The sequence below is a fragment of the Fibrobacter sp. genome, from assembly GCF_017551775.1.
Classification (GTDB): Bacteria; Fibrobacterota; Fibrobacteria; order Fibrobacterales; family Fibrobacteraceae; genus Fibrobacter.
Genome location: NZ_JAFZKX010000080.1, coordinates 1 through 22731, shown reverse-complemented (window position 1 = coordinate 22731; position 22731 = coordinate 1). Strand labels below are relative to the sequence as shown.

The 22731-nt window shown below is 53.4% G+C and carries 26 protein-coding genes; 11 read left to right on the top strand and 15 right to left on the bottom strand.

The window, feature by feature from the left end:
• Positions 1–9: 9 nt before the first annotated feature.
• The 5 genes from IK012_RS09910 to IK012_RS09890 all read left to right on the top strand — a co-directional run bounded on the left by IK012_RS09910 (position 10) and on the right by IK012_RS09890 (position 5682).
• The gene (locus IK012_RS09910) at positions 10–600 is read left to right on the top strand and encodes an ATP-dependent Clp protease proteolytic subunit (protein WP_173344011.1); all 591 of its coding nucleotides are present in this window, start codon (positions 10–12) and stop codon (positions 598–600) included.
• A complete protein-coding gene (clpX, locus tag IK012_RS09905; protein WP_290953838.1) occupies positions 600–1892 on the top strand; it encodes an ATP-dependent Clp protease ATP-binding subunit ClpX in 1293 nt (430 codons plus the stop codon). Before IK012_RS09910 ends, clpX begins: the two co-directional genes overlap by 1 nt.
• Positions 1893–1966: 74 nt before the next feature.
• Positions 1967–4306, top strand: coding sequence for an endopeptidase La (lon, locus tag IK012_RS09900; protein WP_290953835.1), 2340 nt, complete (start codon positions 1967–1969; stop codon positions 4304–4306).
• Positions 4307–4422: 116 nt separating this feature from the next.
• Entirely contained in the window at positions 4423–4863 is a 441-nt protein-coding gene (locus IK012_RS09895) for a hypothetical protein (RefSeq protein ID WP_097035945.1), read from the top strand.
• A 42-nt stretch (positions 4864–4905) separates the two neighbouring features.
• Positions 4906–5682 carry a YggS family pyridoxal phosphate-dependent enzyme gene (locus tag IK012_RS09890; protein WP_290953833.1) on the top strand — a complete coding sequence of 259 codons (777 nt, stop codon included), beginning with the start codon at positions 4906–4908 and terminating at the stop codon, positions 5680–5682.
• A gap of 8 nt (positions 5683–5690) precedes the next feature.
• Here the strand turns inward: IK012_RS09890 and rsmA are convergent, their stop codons facing one another.
• Positions 5691–6470 (bottom strand): 16S rRNA (adenine(1518)-N(6)/adenine(1519)-N(6))-dimethyltransferase RsmA, encoded by a 780-nt coding sequence (rsmA, locus tag IK012_RS09885; protein ID WP_290953830.1) that lies wholly within the window; start codon positions 6468–6470, stop codon positions 5691–5693.
• A 159-nt stretch (positions 6471–6629) separates the two neighbouring features.
• On the opposite strand from rsmA, the gene IK012_RS09880 reads away from it, so the two are divergent.
• Genes IK012_RS09880 through IK012_RS09865 form a run of 4 tightly spaced genes read left to right on the top strand, consistent with a single transcriptional unit; the run spans position 6630 to position 8139 of the window.
• On the top strand, positions 6630–6890 hold the full coding sequence (locus tag IK012_RS09880) for a DUF4160 domain-containing protein (RefSeq protein ID WP_290953827.1): 261 nt from the start codon (positions 6630–6632) through the stop codon (positions 6888–6890).
• 5 nt (positions 6891–6895) lie between these two features.
• A complete protein-coding gene (locus IK012_RS09875) occupies positions 6896–7129 on the top strand; it encodes a DUF2442 domain-containing protein (RefSeq protein WP_290953858.1) in 234 nt (77 codons plus the stop codon).
• 2 nt (positions 7130–7131) lie between these two features.
• A complete protein-coding gene (locus tag IK012_RS09870; RefSeq protein WP_290953824.1) occupies positions 7132–7629 on the top strand; it encodes a DNA-deoxyinosine glycosylase in 498 nt (165 codons plus the stop codon).
• Between the two features lie 51 nt (positions 7630–7680).
• Positions 7681–8139, top strand: a complete 459-nt coding sequence (locus IK012_RS09865; protein WP_173378956.1) for an Rrf2 family transcriptional regulator — start codon at positions 7681–7683, stop codon at positions 8137–8139.
• An 82-nt stretch (positions 8140–8221) separates the two neighbouring features.
• On the opposite strand, the gene IK012_RS09860 is transcribed toward IK012_RS09865, so the two are convergent.
• Positions 8222–8761, bottom strand: coding sequence for an alpha/beta hydrolase (locus IK012_RS09860; RefSeq protein ID WP_290953822.1), 540 nt, complete (start codon positions 8759–8761; stop codon positions 8222–8224).
• Positions 8762–8997: 236 nt separating this feature from the next.
• Between IK012_RS09860 and IK012_RS09855 the strand changes: the two genes are divergently transcribed.
• The gene (locus IK012_RS09855; protein WP_290953820.1) at positions 8998–9930 is read left to right on the top strand and encodes a LysR family transcriptional regulator; all 933 of its coding nucleotides are present in this window, start codon (positions 8998–9000) and stop codon (positions 9928–9930) included.
• An 87-nt stretch (positions 9931–10017) separates the two neighbouring features.
• Entirely contained in the window at positions 10018–10818 is an 801-nt protein-coding gene (locus tag IK012_RS09850) for a co-chaperone YbbN (protein WP_290953817.1), read from the top strand.
• 8 nt (positions 10819–10826) lie between these two features.
• Here IK012_RS09850 and IK012_RS09845 read toward each other — a convergent pair whose 3' ends face one another.
• The 13 genes from IK012_RS09845 to IK012_RS09785 all read right to left on the bottom strand — a co-directional run bounded on the left by IK012_RS09845 (position 10827) and on the right by IK012_RS09785 (position 22385).
• Complete coding sequence (locus IK012_RS09845) at positions 10827–11786, bottom strand: serine O-acetyltransferase (protein WP_290953815.1); 960 nt, start codon at positions 11784–11786, stop codon at positions 10827–10829.
• A 104-nt stretch (positions 11787–11890) separates the two neighbouring features.
• Complete coding sequence (locus tag IK012_RS09840) at positions 11891–13624, bottom strand: SufS family cysteine desulfurase (protein ID WP_290953812.1); 1734 nt, start codon at positions 13622–13624, stop codon at positions 11891–11893.
• Positions 13611–14576, bottom strand: a complete 966-nt coding sequence (locus IK012_RS09835) for a family 2A encapsulin nanocompartment shell protein (RefSeq protein ID WP_290953809.1) — start codon at positions 14574–14576, stop codon at positions 13611–13613. Before IK012_RS09835 ends, IK012_RS09840 begins: the two co-directional genes overlap by 14 nt.
• Positions 14577–14666: 90 nt before the next feature.
• A complete protein-coding gene (gene moeB, locus IK012_RS09830; RefSeq protein ID WP_290953806.1) occupies positions 14667–16139 on the bottom strand; it encodes a molybdopterin-synthase adenylyltransferase MoeB in 1473 nt (490 codons plus the stop codon).
• A gap of 133 nt (positions 16140–16272) precedes the next feature.
• Positions 16273–16668, bottom strand: a complete 396-nt coding sequence (locus tag IK012_RS09825; RefSeq protein WP_290953804.1) for a M67 family metallopeptidase — start codon at positions 16666–16668, stop codon at positions 16273–16275.
• Positions 16669–16741: 73 nt separating this feature from the next.
• Positions 16742–17152: a M67 family metallopeptidase gene (locus IK012_RS09820; protein ID WP_290953801.1), complete on the bottom strand. Its 411-nt coding sequence runs from the start codon at positions 17150–17152 to the stop codon at positions 16742–16744.
• Positions 17153–17161: 9 nt separating this feature from the next.
• Positions 17162–17971, bottom strand: a complete 810-nt coding sequence (gene thiF, locus IK012_RS09815) for a thiazole biosynthesis adenylyltransferase ThiF (RefSeq protein ID WP_290953798.1) — start codon at positions 17969–17971, stop codon at positions 17162–17164.
• Positions 17971–18177 carry a sulfur carrier protein ThiS gene (thiS, locus tag IK012_RS09810; RefSeq protein WP_173384911.1) on the bottom strand — a complete coding sequence of 69 codons (207 nt, stop codon included), beginning with the start codon at positions 18175–18177 and terminating at the stop codon, positions 17971–17973. Before thiS ends, thiF begins: the two co-directional genes overlap by 1 nt.
• A gap of 77 nt (positions 18178–18254) precedes the next feature.
• Positions 18255–18506 (bottom strand): sulfurtransferase TusA family protein, encoded by a 252-nt coding sequence (locus IK012_RS09805; protein ID WP_290953793.1) that lies wholly within the window; start codon positions 18504–18506, stop codon positions 18255–18257.
• A 106-nt stretch (positions 18507–18612) separates the two neighbouring features.
• Positions 18613–19470 (bottom strand): phosphatase PAP2 family protein, encoded by an 858-nt coding sequence (locus IK012_RS09800; RefSeq protein ID WP_290953791.1) that lies wholly within the window; start codon positions 19468–19470, stop codon positions 18613–18615.
• A gap of 12 nt (positions 19471–19482) precedes the next feature.
• On the bottom strand, positions 19483–20379 hold the full coding sequence (locus IK012_RS09795; protein ID WP_290953788.1) for a helix-turn-helix transcriptional regulator: 897 nt from the start codon (positions 20377–20379) through the stop codon (positions 19483–19485).
• A 144-nt stretch (positions 20380–20523) separates the two neighbouring features.
• A complete protein-coding gene (locus tag IK012_RS09790) occupies positions 20524–21414 on the bottom strand; it encodes a LysR family transcriptional regulator (RefSeq protein ID WP_290953786.1) in 891 nt (296 codons plus the stop codon).
• 161 nt (positions 21415–21575) lie between these two features.
• Positions 21576–22385 carry a KilA-N domain-containing protein gene (locus IK012_RS09785; RefSeq protein WP_290953784.1) on the bottom strand — a complete coding sequence of 270 codons (810 nt, stop codon included), beginning with the start codon at positions 22383–22385 and terminating at the stop codon, positions 21576–21578.
• Positions 22386–22731: the final 346 nt, after the last annotated feature.

The following is a 22731-nucleotide window of genomic DNA, read 5'->3' as shown; positions in this document are numbered from 1 at the left end:
GTTAACTGAATGATCATCCCTACCGTCATTGAGACCACCGGACGCGGTGAACGCGCCTATGATATCTATTCCCGTCTCCTCAAGGAACGCATCATCTTCTTGGGCACGCCCATCAACGACGAAGTGGCGAACAACGTCATGGCCCAGTTGATTTTCCTTGAGTACGAGAACCCGGAAAAGGATATCACGCTGTACATCAACAGCCCCGGTGGTTACGTGTCGGCAGGTCTTGCCATTTACGATACCATGCAGCATGTTCGCCCGAACATCGCGACCATCTGCATCGGCAACTGCGCCTCGATGGCGGCCGTGCTCCTCGCCGCGGGTACCAAGGGCAAGCGCTATGCGCTCCCGCATTCCCGCATCATGCTGCACCAGCCCTCGGGCGCTGCCACCGGGCAGTCCACCGACATCCAGATTACCGCGAAGGAAATCATCCGCACCAAGGACACGCTTGCCGAGATTGTCGCGAAGCACACGGGCAAGCCTATCGACGAAGTGCGCGAGAAGACTGACCGCGATTTCTACATGGGTCCGGAAGACGCCAAGGCGTTCGGCGTGATTGACGAAATCTTTGTTCCGCGTAAAGAGGGAATTTAATGTATCGTAGCGGGAAAAACCATCCGACTGTGACATGCAGTTTCTGCGGCAAGCCCGCGGAACGTGTCGAGAAGATGATTACTGGCGCAGGCGTCCAGATTTGCAGCGACTGCGTGGCGATGTGCTACCGCATTATCGAAGAGGACAAGTCCCGCTCCATGCAGGCGAAGGCCGCCGCCGAGGCCGCTTCGCAGAAGCCGCTTCCGCTCCCGACCGAAATCAAGGCCCATCTCGACGAGTTCGTGATTGGCCAGGACCAGGCGAAGACGGCCCTCTCTGTCGCTGTCTACAACCACTACAAGCGCTTGCGTTACAAGCAGGCCCATGCGGACTCCAAGGACGACGTGGAAGTCGAGAAGTCCAACCTGCTGCTGGTGGGCCCCACCGGTTCGGGCAAGACTCTCCTCGCGCAGACGATGGCGCGCTTCCTCGATGTCCCGTTCACTATCGCCGACGCGACGGTGCTTACCGAGGCGGGCTACGTGGGCGAAGACGTGGAAAACATCATCGTGCGCCTGTTGCAGGCCGCCGACTACGATGTGGCCAAGGCCGAACGTGGCATCATCTTCATCGACGAAATCGACAAGATCGCGCGCAAGACGGCGAACCCTTCCATCACGCGTGACGTGAGCGGCGAAGGTGTGCAGCAGGGCCTCCTGAAGATTCTGGAAGGTACTGTGGCGGCCGTGCCCCCGAAGGGCGGACGCAAGCATCCGGAGCAGGCTCTGGTGCAGGTGAACACGAAGAACATCCTGTTCATTTGCGGTGGCGCCTTCGAGACGCTCGACAAGATTATCGCCCAGCGCGTGAACAAGGGCGGCATGGGTTTCGGCGCCGACATCCGCAGCGAATCCGACAACTCCCTGAGCGAACTGTTCAAGCAGCTCGAACCCGATGACCTCATCAAGTTCGGTCTCATTCCCGAAATCGTCGGGCGTTTGCCGATTGCGGTCGCGCTCGAGGAACTCGACGAGGCGGCGCTCCTGAACATCCTCACGCAGCCGAAGAACGCGCTCGTGAAGCAGTTCAAGAGCCTCTTCAAGATGGACGGAATCGATCTCGAATTTACCGATGACGCCCTGAAAGAAATCGTGCGCGAGACCATGAGCAGAAAGACTGGCGCCCGCGGGCTCCGCTCCGTGATGGAGAAGACCCTGCAGCAGGCCATGTTCACGATGCCCGGTTCCGACGTGAAGCAGCTCGTGATTACCGCCGAAATGGTGAAGAACGGGCTCAAGCCTATCACTGTCGCCGGCAAGAAACCTGCGAAAAAGAAGCGTAACGTCGCATAGTTAGACGCCCACGAATTTATTTTGCGGTGCGGCCTGTTTCGGGCCGCACTTAGTGTTTTCTATCTTTATTGCGTATGAGTTTTGACTATTCTAAAACGTTTCCGTTGCTCCCGCTGAGGGATGCTGTCGTATTCCCGAGCACGACCCGCCGCATTCTGGTGGGGCGCGACATGTCTTTGCGCGCGCTGGAGTATGCGGAGAGCCACAACAACGAGATTGTCCTTGTCGCCCAGAGGGACGTGTCCGAAGAAGAATTGAAGAACCCGATGCTCGACCTGTATTCGGTGGGCGTGATGGCGCACGTGTCGAACGTGATGCCGTTCCCGAACGGCTGCGTGAAGGTCGTGCTGGAAGGCGAGGAGGTCGTGGACCTGCGCTCCATCTTGATGGCGGACGGGTTCCTGAACGTGACGGTTTCCCCCCGCAAGCAGCGCATTGACGGGAAGGACAAGACTGCCCTTTTCGACGATGTGCTCACGCGCTTCCGCGAGTATGCGACAAAGAGGAATATCGCCGAGGGCATGGTTGACGCCTTCTTCGGCATGGAAAACCAGCTGAACGCCTATTACGGGATGATTCCGTTTTTGCAGGTGTCGCTTGCCGAGAAGCAGAGCTTTTTGGAAGTGGCCTCGCTCGACGAGATGTCGGCGAAGCTCCTTGCGCTGATGGACGTCTCGGAAGACAACGAGAACGTGCTCGTGCGCGTGCAGCAGAATGTGCGCCAGAAGATGGCGCAGCAGCAGAAGGAATGGTTCATCACCGAACAGATCCGCCAGCTGCAAGATGAACTTGAGGGCGACGGGGTCGGCACTTCGGAGCCGGACCAGCTGCTCAAGAAAATCAAGGCGAAGAATTTCAGCCAGGCCATCGAAGAAAAACTCGAAGACGAAATTGGGCGCATGAGGCTCATGCAGCCGACGTCGCCGGAATATGCGGTGAGCCGCAATTACATTGACTGGTTCCTGGCGATGCCTTACGGCGTGTACACCGACACCGTTCTCAACATGAAGAAGGTAAAGGGTGAACTCGATTCCAAGCATTTCGGGCTCGACAAGGTGAAGGAACGCATCATGGAATACATCGCGGTCCTGAAGCTTACGGGAACCGAGAGGCGTTCGCCCATCCTGTGCCTCGTTGGCCCTCCGGGTGTCGGAAAGACGACCCTCGTGGAATCGATTGCGAATGCGATGCAGAGGAACTTTGTCCGCATTACGCTTGGCGGCGTGCGTGACGAGGCCGAAATCCGCGGGCACCGTCGCACCTACATCGGAGCGATGCCTGGGCGCTTTATTCAGGCGTTGCGCCGTGCCAAGTGCATGAACCCGATTATTTTGCTCGACGAAATCGACAAGATGGCGAGCGACTTCCGTGGCGACCCGGCGAGCGCGATGCTCGAGGTGCTTGACCCGGAACAGAACCATGACTTTACCGACCACTTCATGGAAGTGGGCCTCGACCTTTCTCGCGTGCTGTTCATCGCGACGGCGAACAGCGAGAGCGAAATTCCGGAAGCGCTGCGCGACCGTCTTGAAATCGTGCGCCTGCCCGGTTACTACCCGCACGAAAAGCTGCAGATTGCGAGCAATTACCTGGTGCCGCGCATTTGCGAACGCACCGGCGTGAAGAATGTCGAGCAGGTTTCGTTCGATGATGGCATCATCAACGAGGTGATGCGTGGATGGACCCGCGAGGCGGGCGTGCGCGAACTGGAACGCACTCTCGAGAACGTGGTTCGCCACCGTGCGAAGGAAATCGTGATGGGCAGGAAAATCAAGCCCGCCGTTACCGAGAAACAGTTGCAGGAATACCTCGGCGCCCCGAGATTTCTCGACAGCCAGCTGCCGGCTCCCGGCCGCCCCGGCGTGGTGACCGGACTTGCATGGACGAGCGTTGGCGGCGAGATTCTCCCCATCGAGTGCATGCTCTTGAGTGGAAAGGGCTCGATCATCATGACCGGAAAGCTCGGCGACGTGATGAAGGAATCTGCCCAGATTGCGGTAAGCCTGGTGCGCGAACGCCTGCACTTGTTTGGCATTGACCCCGCGATTGTGAAAAAGACGGACATCCATATCCACGTGCCCGAAGGCGCTGTGCCGAAGGACGGCCCCTCTGCGGGTATCGCCCTCACGCTTTGCCTGCTCTCTGCGTTTACGAGAATCCCGGTGCCGCCGGACATCGCGTTTACCGGCGAGGTGAGCCTTACGGGTGCATGCCTTGCGATTGGCGGGCTTAACGAGAAGGCGCTTGCCGCGCTCCAGGCCGGCGTGAAGACGCTTCGCCTGCCTGCGCAGAACAAGAAGGACGTGGACGAGCTCCCGGCACCTGCGAAGAAGGGCCTCAAGATCTACACGCACAAGCACATCGACGAAATCGTGAAAATTTTGTTCGTGAAGCCGAAGAAGGCGAAGAAGTAGGTTGCCTGAGTGTCACCCTGGAGCGCGAAGCGTGATAGGGTCCATTTTGAACAATTCATCCCCGGTGCGTTCTGTTCCGGGGATTTTTTGAAAAAAGAACTTGACGGACAAAATATATGTCGAAAGATAAGCCGCTATATACGCTTGAAAAAAGAGATGTTCTCTTTTTTGTGATTGCAGAAACTGTTCTTTTTCTTTTGCCGACAATTTTAACTGTGGCAGCGATTGCTTTGGGTTTTTATGTAGATTATGGTACGGGTCCGGATAAACGGGCGTGGATTCTTTCTGCAGTGTTTTGGCCTTTTATTCCATTCGCTTTGTGCGCCCCTTTTGTGTGCGTCTATAGAAAACTTTGGCGCACGCCGCATGATTTCTTTACCATTGCCAAGATTTCGTTTGTTCCGTTTATTCCAGGATGGCTGTATATATTGGGCTGCGCTATTTGGTTGTCTATCAAGTGGGAATGGGAAATGGTGGGGATTCTTGGTTTACCGTCCTTTATTTTCTTGGCTTGCTATCTCATTGTTTTACTGGGCCTTTTTCTTGCTAGACGATAACTCGTTTTATATATTTGAGCGTTGGAAAATTAGAGGCGTAAAATGGAATTCACTCTCGAAGAAATGCGCGAGCACCTTGCAGCTCTCGAAGCAAGGATTGGTGAAGCCTGCAAGATTGCGGGCCGTAGCCGTGAATCGGTGAAGCTCGTTTGGGTGAGCAAGTTCCACCCGGCAGAAGCCGTGGAGAACGCTATCGCGCTTGGCGCTACCGACTTTGGTGAGAACCGCGTGCAAGAAGCGGAACTCAAGTTCAGCGAACCGCGCATGGCGAAGGACGGGAGCCGTGTGCGTTGTCACGTGATTGGCCCCGTGCAGAGCAACAAGCTCAAGAAGGCGGCCATCGTTGCCGACTGCATACATTCCATCGCGAGCATCGAGGCCGTAGAAAAACTGGAAAAAGTCTGCGCGGCACTCCCCGGCGAAAATGGTGCGGGCAAGATTCTCGATATCCTTTTCCAGGTGAATGCCGGCGAAGAAGAAACGAAGAGCGGTTTGGACGTGCACGAAGCCGAGGCTTTCCTCGAATCGCTCGCGGCCCGTGGCGAAACGGCGTTCCCGCACTTGCGTTTCCGCGGACTCATGACGATTGGCAAGAACACGGGTGTCGCAGAAGACAGCCGCGAATGCTTCGCGTTCCTACGCGCCCTGCAGCAGAAGTTCCTCGCGAAGGGCGGCGCGTTTGCCCACTTCGATCAGCTTTCCATGGGCATGACGGGCGATCTGGAAGTCGCGATTGAAGAGGGGTCTACGATGATTCGCGTGGGCACGGCTCTCTTCGGCGAGCGCGATTATAGTAAGCCGGTAAATGACCCCGTATAGGGACGCGTTTACCCGACGATTACTTTGTAGAATTCCAGGAACTGTGCCGGAGAGAGTTCTTCGGCGCGGACCGTAGTGGGGTAGTCCAGGAGCTCGATGGCTTCCTGGATTTTCTTTTTGTCGTAGGCGCGGCCAAACGAATTGGCGAGCGTCTTGCGCTTTTGCGTGAAGGCGGCGCGCACGAAGTCGAAGTAGCCTTCGGGAGCAGCGAGCGGGCATTCCTTGGGAGTGAGGAGCATCGTGGCGCTGTCTACGTTCGGGCGCGGCGTAAAGTGCTCGGGTCCGATCTTGCGGAGAATTTGCGTGTCGGCGAATGCGGACACGAGTACAGACAAACTACCGTAATTGCTGCTGCAGGGTGCGGCGCAGATGCGTTCGGCGACTTCCAGCTGTACCATGCCCATGAACCCTTTCGTGAGGTGGAGGCGCGGCATGAGCCCTGCGATAATCGCGGTCGACACGTTGTAGGGGAGGTTTCCTGTAACCCACGGTTTTTCGTGTGCGTCGAGGAAAGCCTGCAGGTCGAACTTGAGAAAGTCGATGTTTACGATATGGAAGTTCTCGCGGCCCCGGAATTTTTCTTGCAAAAATTCGACGCACTGCTCGTCGATTTCGACGGCAGTGAGTTCCACGGCGCGGTCGAGCAGGTGCTCCGTGAGGGCGCCGTGGCCGGGGCCGATTTCCAGAACGTGCTCGCCCGCTTCTGCAGGCAAGTCTCCCGCAATCATCTGCGCGGTAGGTACATCCAGAAAGTTCTGGCCGAATTTGCGACGGCGTGCTCTATCCATGTGGGAAAAGATAGAAAAAGTCTAGCGAGGTAAAATTTTAAAAAACAATGTGAAAAAACGAGAAAATGTTATTATATTCAATAGTGCTCACACGAGCAAAAGATTGACAAATGAAAAAGACCCGCTGTTTTATGCTTGTCTGCGGGAAAGGAGTAAAAAATGCCGGAATTGTGCCGTTTCTTAGGCATCATCATTCAGATGTATTTCAACGACCACATGCCTCCTCACTTTCATGCAATTTATAATGACTTGGAAGGTGTGTTCGAATTATCTACATTAGAGATGTTGGAAGGGAACCTTCCTGCTCGTGTGAGAGGGCTTGTTGTCGAATGGGCTAGTCTTCACAGGCAGGATCTTATGGATAATTGGAACTCTCTGACGCAAACTGGAGAATATAAAAAGATAGCGCCTTTGGTTTGAAATCGATGCTTCATGTGATTGACGCAAAATATATTGGTGATTACAAGATATCCGTCGTATTCGATGACGGGTGTCGTTGTATCGCTGATTTTGAGGGCGTCGTTAAAAGCGATCACCGGCCAGTTGTGCAACAACTTTCGAATCTAGACTTGTTCAAGGATTTCAAAGTTCAAGCTAACACAGTCGTGTGGGGCAATGGTGTAGACTTTGCTCCTGAGTTCATCAAAGAACTAGGGTAGTTATGTCTTCCAAAAATTCCCGCACGTTGGTGACGCACGAATTCCCCGCGCTTTACGACCGCGATTCGCGGGTGCTGTTGCTGGGTTCGATTCCCTCGCCCAAGTCCCGCGAGCAGGGGTTCTATTACGGGCATCCGCAGAACCGCTTTTGGAAGGTGCTTGCTGCTGTCCTCGGCGAGGCCGTTCCCGAAACCATCCCGCAGAAAAAGGCCATGCTCAAGAAACATCACATCGCCCTCTGGGACGTGCTGGAAAGCTGCACCATCGTGGGCGCCTCCGATACGAGCATCGAGGATGTCGTTCCGAATAAAATAAGCGAACTCGTGCAGGCGACGCATGTGGAGCGCATCTTCTGCACCGGGGCCACCGCCCACAAACTGTTCCAGAAGTACTGCGCGCAAGATGTCGGCATCGATGCCGAAAAGCTCCCGTCCACATCGCCCGCGAACTGCGCCGTCTCTTTCGAAAAACTCGTGGAAGCCTATCGCAAAATCTTATAGCGGGCAACGTGCAGTAGCGAAACATTTTATATTTGGGGCAGCGAGGAACTAATGCGAATTTCTACAAAAGGCAGATATGCGTTGCGTGTGATGATCGACTTGGCCCGTAACGGCAAGGACGGGTTCGTCAAATTGCAGGAGCTTTCTGCCCGTCAGCAGATTTCGGAGAAGTATCTCGAAGGCATTCTCGGGGCGCTCGTGCGCGGCAAACTACTCGAGGGTGTCCGCGGAAAAGGCGGCGGCTACCGCCTGAACGTAAGGCCCGAAGACTGCAGCGTGTGGCAGATTCTTTCGCTCATGGAAACTTCTGTCGCGCCGGTATCGTGCCTCGACGACGAGGTCAACAAGTGCTCCCGAGCAAAGTCGTGCGTGACGCTCCCGGTCTGGAAGGAACTCGACACCATGATTCGCGATTACCTGGACAACGTTAAGCTGGATCAGTTTGTCCGCAATACGCCCGAAAGCGAAGGCAAGATTCCTGACGGCAAGAACTGGAATTGCGGGCTGTAAGTCCGGCGCACCTTATCGCGTGAAAATGCATGAAAAAAGCGCTTTTTCAGCGCCTTTTTTTTAACATTGCATCTCGTATAAACTAAATACTCTTTTCGAATTCCGCCAAAAACGCGCGGCCCTGTTCCCATTCCTTCAAATCAGAATCGGAATTGATGTGCCCAAGCGCGCCCGCCCTGAACAGGTGTGCGCCCCATGCGTCGGCGAAAAATTCCGAGCGCTCTATCGTGACGAATTCGTCGTTGTCGCTTGCCACCACGGCGGCCGGCACCGGCAACTTTACGAGCGGCATCGGCGCGAATGAATGGATGACTTCTATGTTGTCCACATCGCTCGGCGAAACCAGGAAAGCTCCCTTGATGTGTGCGGGTACGTTCTTTTCTGCAAATTTTTTCGCAAGCCACAGGACGGTCGTGGCGACGCCCAAACTGTGAGCGACGATAATCGTGTCGGAACCGAGCTGCGCAACGGCCTTGTCAAGCGTCTCGATCCATTCCTCTTTTTGCTGGTTGGCCCAGTCGCGCTGCTCGACGCGGACCGCATTCGGCAAACTCTTGGCCCAAAAACTCTGCCAGTGTTTAGGGCCGGAATTGTTCAATCCGGGTACAATCAAATAGTTCATTTATAGCCTCCGTACGCCTTGCAAAATAGCATAATGCGCTTGAGATGGGAATAGTAGAGCGATAATAGCCTGTTATAGGATATTTCTATAATAAACCACTTGATAACAAAACGCCTTTATACTATATTTTCCCTATCAAACATGTAGGAAATTGAAACGCGGAAATTTTATCGTGTCAGTTCAAGCGGTACAATTGAATACGTAAAGGTTTTAGTGCAGCAACAAGGCGGTATCAAATGACTCTACAGCAACTACGTTACGCCATCGGAATCGCAGAAACGGGCTCCTTCAACAAGGCCGCCGAAAAGCTCTATATCTCGCAGCCGTCTCTCACGGCCGCCATCCGCGACCTCGAAGAGGAGATGAACATCCTCATCTTCAATCGCACGAGCCGCGGTGTAACCCTCACGAACGAGGGCGAGGAATTTATCGCGTACGCACGCGAGCTGTACCATCATTACGAAATCGTGCTCGACAAGTACGGCAAGATCGGCAAGCGCAAAAAGAAGTTCGCCGTCTCTACGCAGCACTACTCCTTCGCGGTCAAGAGCTTCGTCGAAACCGTCAAGAAGTTCGACACCGAAAAATATGAGTTCGCCATCCGCGAAACGCGTACCAGGGAAGTCATCGAGGACGTCGCCTCGTTCAAGAGCGATATCGGCATCCTCTACTTGAGCGATTTCAACCGCAAGGTCATCCAGAGCCTGCTCAACGCGCGCGACCTCGCGTTCCACAAGCTCATTGAATGCAAGGCCTACGTTTACCTGTGGAAGGGCCACCCGCTCGCGAACCAGCCGTTCATCACGTTCGAGCAACTGGCTGATTACCCGTGCCTTTCCTTCGAGCAGGGCGACAACAGCTCGTTCTACTTTGCCGAAGAAATCTTGAGCACGAGCGAATACAACCGCACCATCAAGGCGAACGACCGCGCGACCATGCTGAACCTGATGATTGGCCTCAACGGCTACACGCTCTGCTCGGGCATTATCTGCGAAGAGCTGAATGGCAGCGATTACTTGGCTGTGCCCTTCAAGGACAAGAGTGCCGAGGCGCACCGCGTGATGGAAATCGGTTACATCTCCAAGCGCAATATGCTGCTCGGCCTGGTGGGCGAGCGCTACGTGGAAGAGTTGCAGAATTACCTTTCCAAGTGCGAACGCGCGGAATAAGGTGAACTTCGCTGGCCCGCATGGCTGCGGCATTGTAAATCCCCTCCTTGTTTTGCTATTTTACGATAGAGAAACAAGGAAGGCAAGATGAAGTTCTACGAAAAAAGTTTTGTCAAGTGTGTCGCGGCATTCGCAATGGCCGTGGTTTTCGTCGCAGGCGGTTTTACGTATGCAAGCGCCAAGGATGCGGACGAAGATATCAAAATCGTCAAGATCAACGACAACAATTTCGAGCGAGAAATCCTCAAGTCCAAAAAGCCGGTCATTCTGGAAATTTCTTCTACGAGTTGCCCGCCTTGCCTCATCATGATTCCGACGCTCATTGGCATTGCGAAAAACTACCCTGATATCAAGGTGGCTTCCGTGGGCATCGATGAACCGGGTATTGAAAAAGTCAAGGCTTCGCTCCCTATCCAGGCTTTCCCGACATTTTTCCTTATAAAGAATGGGCAGATTGTCAACCGCCTCGTTGGCGCCGTGAAGGAAGGAGAGCTTCTTTCCGCATTGCAGTACACGCCCAAGAAGAATGTGAACGCAAATAAAAAGCCGAAGAAAAATCCGCACAAGAATCTTGTCTGTAAAGTCAACGGGCAGTTCAACGGCCTCCAGAATCTCGTGAAGATTTCTTTCGTGTTCGGCGATTATGAAATCGAGAATGTCGATATCGTGACGGACGTGTTCGTACCGCCCGAGATGAGCAGCAAGCGCGAACAGATGATGGCGCATATCCGTGCGAGCGGCAAGGGCGAAGTGACTCCGACCATGACGGGTTTCCAGATGCACATCGACAACGATTGCCGATTCATGAAGGCCATGGACATGAAACGCACCTCGACTTACGGCGAGATGCGCGCGGGGCTTGAACTGCAGGGATTTACCTGCGAGTAGTCGCTAACTTAAATAATGTAGAACCACTCCTCGCTGGGCTGGACTTCAGTAGTCTTGTGCTGGTTACTTGCCGTACGGAAATCCATTTCGGGGTTCTTCATGCTCACGCGCGTGTTGGCGTCGATGGAACTGGTGATGAAGGTGTTGCCGCCGATGACCGCATTTTCGCCGATGACGGTTTCGCCGCCGAGAATGGATGCACCCGCATAAATCGTCACGTTGTCTCGAATAGTCGGGTGGCGTTTTTTGCCGGAGAGTCGCTGGCCGCCTCTTGTTGAAAGTGCGCCCAGAGTGACGCCCTGGTAAATCTTCACGTTCTTGCCGATGACGGCGGTTTCGCCAATCACGATTCCTGTACCGTGATCGATAAAGAAGTACTTGCCGATAGATGCGCCCGGGTGGATGTCGATTCCCGTTTTGGAATGCGCATATTCGGTCATGAGGCGCGGCAGAACCGGCACGTGCAACAGGTAAAGCTCGTGGGCGATGCGGAAGATGGTTGTCGCCAAGAGGCCGGGATAGGCGAGGATGATTTCGTCGAGGCAGCCGGCGGCAGGGTCGCCGTCGTAGGCGGCGTGCAAGTCAGTTTCGAGGAATTCGCGGATTTGCGGAATTTTCGCGAAGAATTCCTTGCAGATGCGGTAGCTTTCAATCTTGCGCTCGTCGGATGTCATGGAACCGCGAAGCTTGCAGTAATCCAGCGCGATGGCCACCTGTTTATGGAGGTGGTAGAAAGTGTCTTCGATAAGAACCGCGAAACTGTTTTTCGGGTTGTAAATCTTGTGCGTGCGGTCCCTAAAATGCCCAGGATATACGACTCGGATTAAATTCTGCAAAATCGCCTGAATCTCGGCCTGGTCGGGTCGATTGTAGATATCGATGTTATCGATGTGCTTGTTGCCGTTGTAATCGTTGAAGATAGTCTGTACGGCTTTTTCGACTTCTGATTCCTGGATTAATTCGTGCATAGGGATTGTTGTTGAATGTGTGTTACGACGATCACTTCGACAAGCTCAGTGAACTTGTTAAGGTTCTGGTTGCTGAGCCTGCCGAAGGGCCGTCTATGTCTGAATTACGCGAACGTCTTCAGCGCTCTTACGAGTGCATCGATGTCGTCGGGCGAGTTGTACAGCGCGAGTGTGGGTCGCACGGTGCTCTCGTACCCGAAATGGCGCAAGACAGGTTGTGCGCAGTGGTGCCCGGTGCGGACGGCAACGCCGTAAGCGTCGAGCCTCTTGCCAACTTCTTCGTCGGAGTATCCGTCGAGCTTGAAGGCCAGCGCAGAAGCCTTGTTGAGTGCGGTTCCTACAAGGTGCAGACCCTTGACAGTCTTCAGTTCCTTGAGGCCGTACTGCAATAATTCATGTTCCCACCTGAATACGCAGGGCATTCCGATTTCGGAGAGGTACTTGAGCGCTTCGCCAAGGCCAACGGCGTCGGCGATGCTTCCGGTCCCCGCTTCGAACTTGTTCGGGATTCCGTTGTAGATGGTGCGTTCGAATGTCACGTCGGCAATCATGTTGCCACCGCCGTGATACGGGCGGGCGGCTTCGAGCAATTCCTTCTTGCCGTAAACGACACCGATACCTGTCGGGGCGAACACCTTGTGTCCGGAGAACACGAAGAAGTCTGCATCGAGGGCGGAAACGTTTACCGGAATGTGCGCGATAGATTGTGCGCCGTCGATGAGGATTCTCACGCCGTGCCTGTGGGCGATGGCGATCAATTCCTCAATCGGGGTGACCGTACCGAGAACGTTCGAAACGTGAGTCACGGAGACGAACTTGGTGCGCTTCGTGAACAAGGCTTCGTAATCGTGGAGTTTGAGCTGACCGGTGGAATCACACGGAATCACCTTGATAATCGCGCCCGTTTCTTCGGCTATAAGTTGCCAAGGAACAATGTTGGCGTGGTGTTCCAAGATGGAGACGATGATTTCGTCGCCCGGCTGGAGAGTCGGCTTCACGTAAGCGTTCGCGACCAGGTTGATGGCTTCGGTGGTACCGCGCACGAAAACGATTTCTTCGGCCGAGGGAGCGCCAATGAAGTCGCGGACAATGTCGCGGGCGTTCTCGTATGCGTCCGTCGAAGCGGCGGCAAGCGTGTGTGCACCGCGGTGGACGTTGGAGTTCTCGTTTTCGTAGTAATACTTGAGGCGGTCAATGACCTGCTGCGGCCTCTGCGTCGTAGCACCGTTATCGAGCCATACCAGCGGATGTCCGTTGATTTGCTTCGAAAGAATCGGGAAGTCGGCGCGGATCTGCGACAGGGTCTTGGAGCCGATGCGGATGGAATCGTTCCTGGAATTTCCGGACGGGGCTGCAGAAGCGTTCTTGGCGGAATCACCGCCGAGAGACGTGGGCGCATCTACCTTGCGGCCAGCTTCGTAAGCCTGTGTCTTGGACACGACTTTCGGAGAGTAACCGGTTGCAGGTGCCGGAGCCACCGCCACATCACCCTGCTGCGGCAAGAACTGCGCTTCAGGAGCTGCGGGAGCTTCCACCGTACCCAGCCAAGTGTCCGTAGAACTTCCGCCGTATGCAAACGGAGCCTGGGTTTCAGGGCGTTCAGCAAAAGGATGTTCCCAGTCGAAAACGGGAGTCTGGTTGATGGCTGCGGCACCCTGGGCGGCACTGACGCCCTGTGCAGCGGAAGCGTTCTGCGCTTCGGGCGCTGCGGGGGTTGCTGCGTATGCGTTATCCGTCAAGTCGGGGAAATACGCATTTGCCAATTGCTCCAGTTCAGCCGCGTTGGGAACTCCGGCGAGTTCTTCCAGCGATCTGGTTTCTGGATTATTCGTAGTCATAGTATTCGCCAACCTCTACATCTTCAAGGACTGCAATGGCGTCGTCGGCAAGGATAGCCGCAGAGCAGTACAGGGAAAGCAGGTAAGAAGCGACACCCTTGTTGTCGATACCGCGGAAACGCACGGAAAGGCCGCGAGAGTGTTCGTTCTTGAGACCGGCCTGGAACAGGCCAATCACGCCGCGCTTGGCTTCGCCAGTACGCACCAGCAAGATGTTCGTCTTGCCGCCCTGGGACTTCGGATCCTTCACGCCGTCCACAAGGAGCTTGTTCGTCGGAATCAGCGGGATGCCGCGCCAGGTGAGGAACTTGCCACCGGCGATGTCCACGACAACAGGCGGCACGCCACGGCGGGTGCATTCGCGTTCGAAGGCGGCGATGGCACGCGGGTGGGCGAGGAAGAAGGACGGTTCCTTCCAAACCTTCGTGATGAGTTCGTCGAGATCGTCCGGAGTCGGGCGGCCGTCGGCGCGGATCGGCTGGATGCGCTGGGAGTCAGCGACGTTCTTCAACAGGCCGTAATCATCGTTGTTGATGAGCTGGCTTTCCTGACGTTCGCGCAGCGATTCGATGGCGAGGCCGAGCTGTTTCTGAACCTGGTCATACGGGGAGCTGTAAACATCTTCGATCGCGGTGTTGACGTTGATGATCGTGGAGATGGAGTTGAGCTTGTATTCGCGCGGTTCGGTTTCGTATTCGACGTAGCCTTCCGGGATGATGTCGGATTTCTTGGTCTGGCTGCAGAGCACGTCCAGCGGGGTTTCGCCTTCCACGACCTTGTTCACGCGGAACAGACCGGTTTCAAGGCCCTTGAATTCAAGGAACTTGGTAAGCCACTTCGGAGTGATGGACGCGAATTGCGGCTTGGTCTTGGTGACGTTGGCAAGGTTGTAGGCAGCCTTTGCGCCGAGCGCGTTGATGCCAGTTTTCTTTTCTGTAGCTTCATTAGCCATTGTGGTTTACCTCTTGTTGTGAGTTTGTTGGTAATTGTCCATGTTATTGTTTTTACCTATAAGTTTTATAGGAAAATCGTGCAAAAAATTTTACAGCCATGCTCCTTCATGCGAGAACATGATGTCCTTCATGGCGTCGACACCGCCCTTCAGGTTGTAAAGCGGGCCCGTGTAACCGGCTTCGCGCAGGGTGTTTATCGCGAGGATGCTGCGCTTGCCCTGCTTGCAGATAAAGACCGTATCCTTGTTCGGGTCGAGTTCTTTTTGCCTGCGGGCGAGCTGCCCGATGGGAATCACGATGGCGTTCGGGAATCGCAGAATTGCGCGTTCATGCGGTTCGCGAACATCCACGATTGTCATCGGGTCGCCATTTTCAATCTTCTTCGCAAGTTCTTCGGGCGTAAAGCCTTCCACTGGAATTTCATTTTCCGTCTTGAGCCCGCAAAGTTCCTCGTAATCGATTTCTTCCACGTCGGTGATGGTCGGGTTGCTCCCGCAAATGGGGCATGCCCTGTTGCGTTCCACCTTGAGGATTCTCGAAGTCAAGTTCAGGCTGTCGATATGCAGGAGCTTTCCGTTCAAGTGCTCGCCAATGCCCAAGATGAGTTTGAGCGCTTCGTTCGCCTGAATGCTCCCGACGATACCGGGAAGCGGGCTGATGGCGCCACCCTCGGAGCAAGAGGGAATGAGCCCTGCCGGCGGGGGAGACGGGAATTGGCAACGGTAGCACGGGCCACCATCCAGATTGAATACGCTCACTTGGCCTTCGAACTGGTAGATAGCGCCGAACACCACGGGAATGCCGTGCAATGCGCATGCGTCGTTGATCAGGTAGCGCGCCTTGTAATTGTCGGAACAGTCGACCACCAAATCGTAGCCGTCGATTTCTTCCAGGATGTTCGAGGAATCGAGTTTTACTTTTTCGGCGACGAGCTCAATGTTCTTGTTTATGTTCTTGACCTTGTCCTTTGCCGATGCGACTTTCGGGCGCTTGATATCGCGTGTGCCGTGAAGTACTTGGCTCTGCAGGTTTTCAAGCGACACTTCGTCAAAATCGATGACCTTGATGGTGCCCACACCCGCAGCGGCAAGGTACTGGATTACGGGAGAACCGAGCGCACCTGCGCCAGCGACCACCACTTTTGCGGCCTTGATGCGCTTCTGGCCCTTGACGCCGATTTCACGCAGCATCAGGTGCCTGCCGAAGCGTTCGACTTCAGAGTCGTCAAACGAGACCGCTTTGCGTCTTTCATCCGAAATGAGGCTGTCTACCGACGTGTTGTCGACAATCGGTGCGCCGCCTGCGATGGCAGGCAGCAGCAGTATTTCGGTATCTTCGGGCAGGGGCGTTTCCCAAAGCGCATCGAGTGCCAGGCTCTTGTTGTTGATGTAAATCTGGATAAAGTTCCGGAGCTTGTTGTTGTCGTCGTAAAGGACGTTTTTGGCATCCGGGTACATGTCGAGAAGAATGGCGAGAGCCTTTCTCACCGAACTTGCGGGTATCTCGACTTGGGCGTTTTTCCCAAAGAAATTCCTGAGTGTTGCTGATATGTATATTTTCACTTTTTCCTCCGTACAAAAAAAGTGTAATTCCGTACACGGCCAAATATAGATTGGGCCTTTAACGTTGTCCAATACAATATTTTTATGCAGAATTATCGCTTTTTTCTATAACGTCTATAACTGGAAGCGTTGTTCAGTAATTAATATCTTTTTTGTAACTTCTGATATCCTTGACGCCATCTTTTGTTACGGATAAAATAACGTAGATGAGTCCCGGCACCATGTTCTCGTAATCCTCGTCCGAGGGGACTGCCGCGCAATCGGGGTGCGAATGGTAAAAGCCAATCACCTCGATTCCGCTACCTTCGATTTCGCGCTCCACCTGATAAAGGAACAGCGGGTCTACCCTGAAATGGGCGGATTTCTGCGCTCCTTGAATCTGGTTGTGCGCTTCGCGGGTTTCCAGAATTTCGACCTCGCCGCTTTCGCTGGTTTTCCCGAGCAAAATACCGCAACATTCGCCCGGATAGGCGGCTATCGCGGCCAATGTCATTTGACAAGTTGTTATTTCGCCCAGTTCAATTTCCATAATGCAAAAACATAAAGTGCCCCCGGAGCCGGAATTTCACAAGGACCCCGAGGGCACCGTTGTACGGAGACCTTTATTCTATCACCAAGCCTTCGTTGGTGGCATCCACACCTTCGATGTGGAAGGAATTAAGTACCGGTTTTGCGCGGTCCTGCAGAGAAAGGATCAAGTAGCTCGCCTTGCTGTCGTAAGCGAGACGCTTGTCTTCGTCGGAAGGGCGCGATGGCGACTCTGGATGGGAATGCCAGTTGCCGAGCGGGATAAGGCCGTTTTGGCGCATATCCTTGATGGCCAAGAGTTGTTCCCTCGGGTCAAGCGAAAAGTGTTCGTTCGAGTGGTCGATATTCGTGAGCAGGTAGACCTTTTCGATGTGCTTGTCAGCACCTTCGATACGCCCCGCGATGAGCCCGCAGGCCTCTTCGGGCAGGTTCTTTTCCGCATGCTCCAAAATTTTCTGGTATTCAGCTTTCGGTAAAGTTATCATGCGTACCGCCTAGTGTTTGAGGTCGCAAACCGCCTGTTCGTAGTCGATCAACTGCGTGATGGTCGTGTGCGTCCCGCAAACCGCGCAGTCGTCCGTCTTGGTCGGGAGTTTTACCTTGCGGAATTCCATGGTCAGCGCATTGTACGTCAGCAGGTAACCCGTAAGCAGGTTGCCAATGCCGAGGATGTACTTGACCGCTTCCATCGCCTGGAGGCTTCCGATGACACCGCCCATGGCGCCGATAACGCCCGCCTGCTTGCAGGTCGGCACGGCATCTTTCGGAGGGGGCTCCTTGAACACGCAGCGGTAACACGGGCCCTGGCCCGGAACGTACGTCATGAGCTGCCCTTGGAAGCGGATGATGCCTGCATGGGAGAAGGGCTTCTTCGCCATCACGCACGCATCGTTGATGAGGAACTTCGCCGGGAAATTGTCCGTCCCGTCAATCACGAAATCGTAATCCTTGATGAGGTCGAGAATGTTCTCGCTCGTGACGAACGTGTGGTAAGTATTCACCGTCACGTCGGGGTTCATCTCGTTCATCGTCTCTTTCGCGGATTGCACCTTCAGCTTGCCCACGTCCTTGGTGGCGTGGATAATTTGACGCTGCAAGTTCGAAAGATCCACGACGTCGGCATCGGCTATGCCGATAGTGCCGACACCCGCTGCCGCGAGGTACATGGCGGCAGGGGCACCAAGGCCACCCGCACCGATAATCAGCACTTTCGCATTCAGGAGCTTCTTCTGGCCCTTCGCGCCTACCTCTTTCAAGATGATATGGCGGGAATAGCGCTCGAGTTGTTCGTTGGTAAATGCCATTAGCAGCCACCTCCCATGAAGTAGAGGAATTCGACGGTGTCGCCGTCCTTGAGGGTGGTGGATTCAAATGCACCGTTTTCAACAAATTCGTCGTTGAGCGAAACCGTCACATAAAGCGGGGTTTCCACATTCTCCTGTACAATCAATTCTGCAACGGTCAGCCCGTCCTTAACTTCCTTTTTGTTTCCGGCAACTGTGATAATCATTTTAACTCCTTGTGTGAAATTCCTTTTCCAGCGTTGTCATTCCGAACTTGACTCGGAATCAGGTTTTCGCCCGGCGGTTAATCGCCCACCTTCTTCACAATCAGCGTAAACGTTCCGTCCTGATTCTCGGTGAGCCTTAAAACCTTGTGACCTTCTTCCTTGATGCTGCGCGGCACGTTCTGCACCGGTTCGCCGTCGTTCAGGCGCACCGAGAGAATCTGCCCGTCCTCGAGTTCTTCGAGTGCGACTTTCGCCTTCACGAAAGTGGTCGGGCACTTTACATCGGTGATGTCAATGAAATCGTCTATCTTAAATTCAGGTTCTGCCATTTTTGCCTCCGTACTTATTATGTTTGATGCCAAATATAAAACGCGGCATGCACCGCGTCCAATACTAAATACGTATGGCTTTTAATAGGATTTTTTTATAAGTCGGCTAGAACCGCAGTGAAACGACTGCGCCTTTGGTGTCGTCGTAGAATAGCGGGGCTACGGTGACCTTGGGGAGGGAACTTGCTTTGCCCTGTTTTTCTTTGTAGAACGTGTTGCCGATGTACCAGCCGATGGTCGCTCCCATCAGAGTTCCCGCGACGGCGTCCGAAAGCCAGTGCGCTTCGCCTTTGCCTCCCAGCACCATGCTTGTCGCGATGTATCCCGCATAGAGTCCGCAGCCGGCAACGATCCAGGGATTGTCTCGATTGTAACTTGCGATGCTCATGGCAAGCGATGCGTTCGTCATGGAATGTCCCGAGGGCCAGCCGTAAAATACGCCGCGCCTGAAGAATCCCCACTTGAAGTCACGCGAAAGATCACCGGAATTGTTCTCGGCATCTGGATGCGCGCGCCCTGAAACTGCCTTGAGGATATTGTTGTAGAGGAACGCGACTGCAGTCGCCTGCACCGCTACTGCGCCCGTGTTGTTCAAGGATTTATTGTCGCTGATGAAATACATGTAGCCGGGAACGAGGAAGGGACAGGCTGTGCCCAGTACCATTCCCTGGCCGAAAACGAGGTTGAATGTGAGGCCGTTGTGCCTTGCCGCGAAGCGTGCGACCATCAGGTCTTTGTCTTCCATAGACAACTTGTACGTGAGCGCACCGCCTAGCATGTGGAATCCGAGCGGCCAGCTGAACGCGCTCCCGAGCATGTTTTTTCCTAGGTGGTCAAAGGGGGAAAGCTTCTGTGCGGAATCCGCCGCGGTTGATTGCGCAGAATTCTGTGCGGTTAAACTGTCCGCATTTTGGGCGAACGCGAATGCTGCAGCGAATAAAATGGCGCACAAGAAAGACTTCATGTTGAAAATATATTAATCCTTGTTTTCCCTATAAGCCTTGGGCGATATTCCTGCCGTTCGCTTGAAGAACTTTCCGAAAAAACTTATATCGGGGAAGTTGAGCTCGCTCGCGATTTCTTGGATTGTCATTTTTGTGGAGCGCAACATCATCTTGGCCTCTAGCATAATGTACTCGTCTATCCAGCGCTTGGCGGATTTGTGACTGATTTCTTCGATAGCTCGCGTCAGGTATTTGGGGGTGAGAAAAAGTTTTGTCGCGTAAAAGGTGACGCTATGTTCTTGTTTGTGATATTGGGATACCAAGTTGATGAACGAATTGAACAAGGCTTCTTTTTTGGAAGAAGGCTGTTCGATGTTTTTGTTTTTTGTAATGATGCCGATGCATTCGTAAACAAGGGCGAGCAAGGCGTTTTGAACTATTTGAAGATTATAGGTGTTTTTGCCGCTCTTCTTGATTTTTGCAATCAAGAAGTTGAAAGATTGCTGGATGTTGTTGTATTCAGAGGGGCTTAATTTTATGACAGGTTGTTGTTTTGCCCTGAGGGTAATCGGGATGGCCTCGTTTATACGGGACGTCAATTCTTCGACCATGGGCAAGGAGCAGGTGACGCAGATGAATTTAATGTCCTTGCTGATATTTGAAATTCGTGCAATTTGGTTCGGGAGCACGATAACGCACGAATGCTTGGTCAAGGTTCTTCTTTCTAGATCTAGTTCGATGGTGCATTTTCCCTGTTTGACAAGTAGCAGCACGGCTCCTTGAATGTTGAAATAGTTCTCGAGTCCGATTCCTTCAAACGAATCGAAAACGACGACCTTGTCGGAAAACTTGTTTACCAGTTGAATGGGCGTGAGTATAGCAAGGTTTGCGTCCTTGACATGGAGAGGCTTATTGGATAAGACTTTCATGAACTTAAAATATATTATTTCGACCGTATTGGTAAAAAAGTCGTTAAATTTTGATTTTTTACTAAGAAAATGGGCGAAAATATGGTTGAAAATTCTTTTTTGGGGAATTTTTAACGAATTGCGACAGGATGGCGATTATCCTGGTTATTCCATCCCGAGCTCTTGTTTCAGGCTTTGCAGGAACGCTGCTGCGGGCTTGCTAAAGACGGGACTCTTTTTCCAGACCACCACAAGACCGCTGGTGCGTAACGGCGTGAACGGCACGAAAGTGAGCTTGCTCTTGCCGCCGGTGTTCAAAAGGCCTTCCAGGCAGAATGCCGCTCCGAGTCCCTGCTCCACAAAAACCGAGGCGTTGTAAATCAGGTTGTATGTCGCGATGACGTTGAGCGAATGCAGGTCGCGCCCGAGTAACCCCGAGAATTCACGCATCATCATGGTCTGCCGGGAAGCGAGTAGCGGAACGTTTTCGAGGTCGCGGACGGTCACGAAGCCCTTTTTTGCGAGCGGATGATCCTTGCGGACGAGCAGACCCCACGTATCCTTCGCGGGGAGTTCCACGAACTCGTATTTCGACTTGTCCACCGGTTCCACCAAAAGTCCGAAATCCAGAAGACCCTGGTCCAGTTTTTCGGTCACGTCCTGGGCGTTACCGCTGGTGATATGCATGCGGATTTTCGGATGCTTCGCCTGCATGCGCTTGCAGGCCGCCGCGATAAAGCTGAATGCCTTTGTCTCGCCGCCGCCGATATACACGTCGCCCACGATTTCTTCCTTGCTCGCTTCGGCGAATTCCTTTTCGGTATGGCCCACCAGCTCCATGATTTCTTGGGCGCGCTTGCGGAATCGGAGCCCTTCTTCGGTGAGTGTCGTCTTCTTGTTGCTGCGCTCGAACAGCTGCACGCCAAGTTCCTCTTCCAGTTCCTGCATCTGCCGCGAAAGCGTCGGCTGCGTCACGAAAAGCACGTTGTTCGCCGCCGCAGAAAAACTCTCCTGCTCGGCCACCGCCAAAAAGTATCTGATCGTCCTGAGTTCCATAGTCTTTTCCTAAAATGTCATTCTGGAGCCTCGAAGAGGCGATAGAATCCACTGAGCATTTCTTTTATGCAATATACATTATTATGCCTAAAAGGTATGGAAGGACGGTGGATATGCCAAAGCTGTTTCTGAATGAAGGGGATGTGCCCCGGGCTATTCAACTATTTGAGCAGCTTATGTTCCCCAACGGATTCCAGCACCGTCATCTGCGAAATGGCAATCTGGTTCAGTTTTTGCAGGCGTTCCGACTGAGGAACGCCGTCGTTAATCAGAACGGAATTCAGAGATTCCATGTTTGAAAGGCATATCAACTGGTTTACCGTCGCATAATCACGAACATTTCCTTGCAAATCTGGGTGCGTGTCCCGCCAGTCCTTTGCCGTAAACCCGAACAGGGCCATATTCAAGACATCCGCCTCGTTCGCATAAACAATGCTCATCTGCTGTTTGGTGAGTACTGCGGGAATCAGGTTCTGTTTGATAGCGTCCGTATGGATATGATAGTTGATTTTGGATAGTTCGCGGCGTACGGACCAGCCCAATTTGGCCTGTTCCTGTTCTTTGAGGCGCTGGTATTCGCGGATGAGGTAGTATTTGAATTTCGGGCTCAACCACGAGCCAAATTCAAAAGCGATATCTTTATGAGCGAAAGTTCCTCCATAACGTCCCGCGGAGGAAACGATTCCGATAGCGTTCGTCCTTTCAATCCATTGCTTTGAGGAAAGAACATAGCCATTGCTTCCCGAGTCAATTCTAATGTTACTGAATTCCGTAACATTAAAATCGGGATTGTTGATAGTTTCCCAAATTCCTAGAAATTCTATGGCATATCGGGTACTCAGCCAATGGGAAATTACCAAACCCGTCGCCTCGGCGTTTTTGCATTTAGCCATATCTGTAAGGCTGATGAAGTCGTCTTGATTTCTTTTTGTGAAAGCCACTGCCATATCGTCGACTATCATTTTCTTCATTGTTCGCTCCTTCCGTCTACAAGCTAGAAAAAGACGGATTGTTAGTTACTTTTTGTTCATTTGAACATTTGTTCACTATAAATATAATTTCTTGAAATGCGCTTGTCAAGAGATTTCCCATTTTTTTGAGGGGGGGAAGAATCCCCCTGGCTTCAGCCCCGGTGTACTGTCACCCTGGAGCGCAGCGATAGGGTCCACTGGGTCTTCCGCGCACCCCCTCGCCTGATGTGAACCCCAAAAGTTAGACACAACTTTAGAGGCTAGCATGACAAAAATACACACAGAAGAAGAATGGCAAAGAGTCCTCGACCTGCACAAGGAGGGTATGTTGCCTAGGGCGATAGCT

Coding starts and splice junctions, on each gene's coding strand:
- clpX (WP_290953838.1), top strand. CDS start 600: ATGTATCGTAGCGGGAAAAACCATCCGACTGTGACATGCAGTTTCTGC.
- IK012_RS09855 (WP_290953820.1), top strand. CDS start 8,998: ATGACTCTACAGCAACTACGTTACGCCATCGGAATCGCAGAAACGGGC.
- rsmA (WP_290953830.1), bottom strand. CDS start 6,470: ATGGATAGAGCACGCCGTCGCAAATTCGGCCAGAACTTTCTGGATGTA.
- IK012_RS09910 (WP_173344011.1), top strand. CDS start 10: ATGATCATCCCTACCGTCATTGAGACCACCGGACGCGGTGAACGCGCC.
- IK012_RS09825 (WP_290953804.1), bottom strand. CDS start 16,668: ATGGAAATTGAACTGGGCGAAATAACAACTTGTCAAATGACATTGGCC.
- IK012_RS09805 (WP_290953793.1), bottom strand. CDS start 18,506: ATGGCAGAACCTGAATTTAAGATAGACGATTTCATTGACATCACCGAT.
- IK012_RS09840 (WP_290953812.1), bottom strand. CDS start 13,624: ATGACTACGAATAATCCAGAAACCAGATCGCTGGAAGAACTCGCCGGA.
- IK012_RS09870 (WP_290953824.1), top strand. CDS start 7,132: ATGTCTTCCAAAAATTCCCGCACGTTGGTGACGCACGAATTCCCCGCG.
- IK012_RS09860 (WP_290953822.1), bottom strand. CDS start 8,761: ATGAACTATTTGATTGTACCCGGATTGAACAATTCCGGCCCTAAACAC.
- thiS (WP_173384911.1), bottom strand. CDS start 18,177: ATGATTATCACAGTTGCCGGAAACAAAAAGGAAGTTAAGGACGGGCTG.
- IK012_RS09820 (WP_290953801.1), bottom strand. CDS start 17,152: ATGATAACTTTACCGAAAGCTGAATACCAGAAAATTTTGGAGCATGCG.
- IK012_RS09850 (WP_290953817.1), top strand. CDS start 10,018: ATGAAGTTCTACGAAAAAAGTTTTGTCAAGTGTGTCGCGGCATTCGCA.
- thiF (WP_290953798.1), bottom strand. CDS start 17,971: ATGGCATTTACCAACGAACAACTCGAGCGCTATTCCCGCCATATCATC.
- lon (WP_290953835.1), top strand. CDS start 1,967: ATGAGTTTTGACTATTCTAAAACGTTTCCGTTGCTCCCGCTGAGGGAT.
- IK012_RS09865 (WP_173378956.1), top strand. CDS start 7,681: ATGCGAATTTCTACAAAAGGCAGATATGCGTTGCGTGTGATGATCGAC.
- IK012_RS09835 (WP_290953809.1), bottom strand. CDS start 14,576: ATGGCTAATGAAGCTACAGAAAAGAAAACTGGCATCAACGCGCTCGGC.
- IK012_RS09845 (WP_290953815.1), bottom strand. CDS start 11,786: ATGCACGAATTAATCCAGGAATCAGAAGTCGAAAAAGCCGTACAGACT.
- IK012_RS09895 (WP_097035945.1), top strand. CDS start 4,423: ATGTCGAAAGATAAGCCGCTATATACGCTTGAAAAAAGAGATGTTCTC.
- IK012_RS09795 (WP_290953788.1), bottom strand. CDS start 20,379: ATGAAAGTCTTATCCAATAAGCCTCTCCATGTCAAGGACGCAAACCTT.
- IK012_RS09880 (WP_290953827.1), top strand. CDS start 6,630: ATGCCGGAATTGTGCCGTTTCTTAGGCATCATCATTCAGATGTATTTC.
- IK012_RS09785 (WP_290953784.1), bottom strand. CDS start 22,385: ATGAAGAAAATGATAGTCGACGATATGGCAGTGGCTTTCACAAAAAGA.
- IK012_RS09890 (WP_290953833.1), top strand. CDS start 4,906: ATGGAATTCACTCTCGAAGAAATGCGCGAGCACCTTGCAGCTCTCGAA.
- IK012_RS09790 (WP_290953786.1), bottom strand. CDS start 21,414: ATGGAACTCAGGACGATCAGATACTTTTTGGCGGTGGCCGAGCAGGAG.
- IK012_RS09875 (WP_290953858.1), top strand. CDS start 6,896: ATGCTTCATGTGATTGACGCAAAATATATTGGTGATTACAAGATATCC.
- IK012_RS09800 (WP_290953791.1), bottom strand. CDS start 19,470: ATGAAGTCTTTCTTGTGCGCCATTTTATTCGCTGCAGCATTCGCGTTC.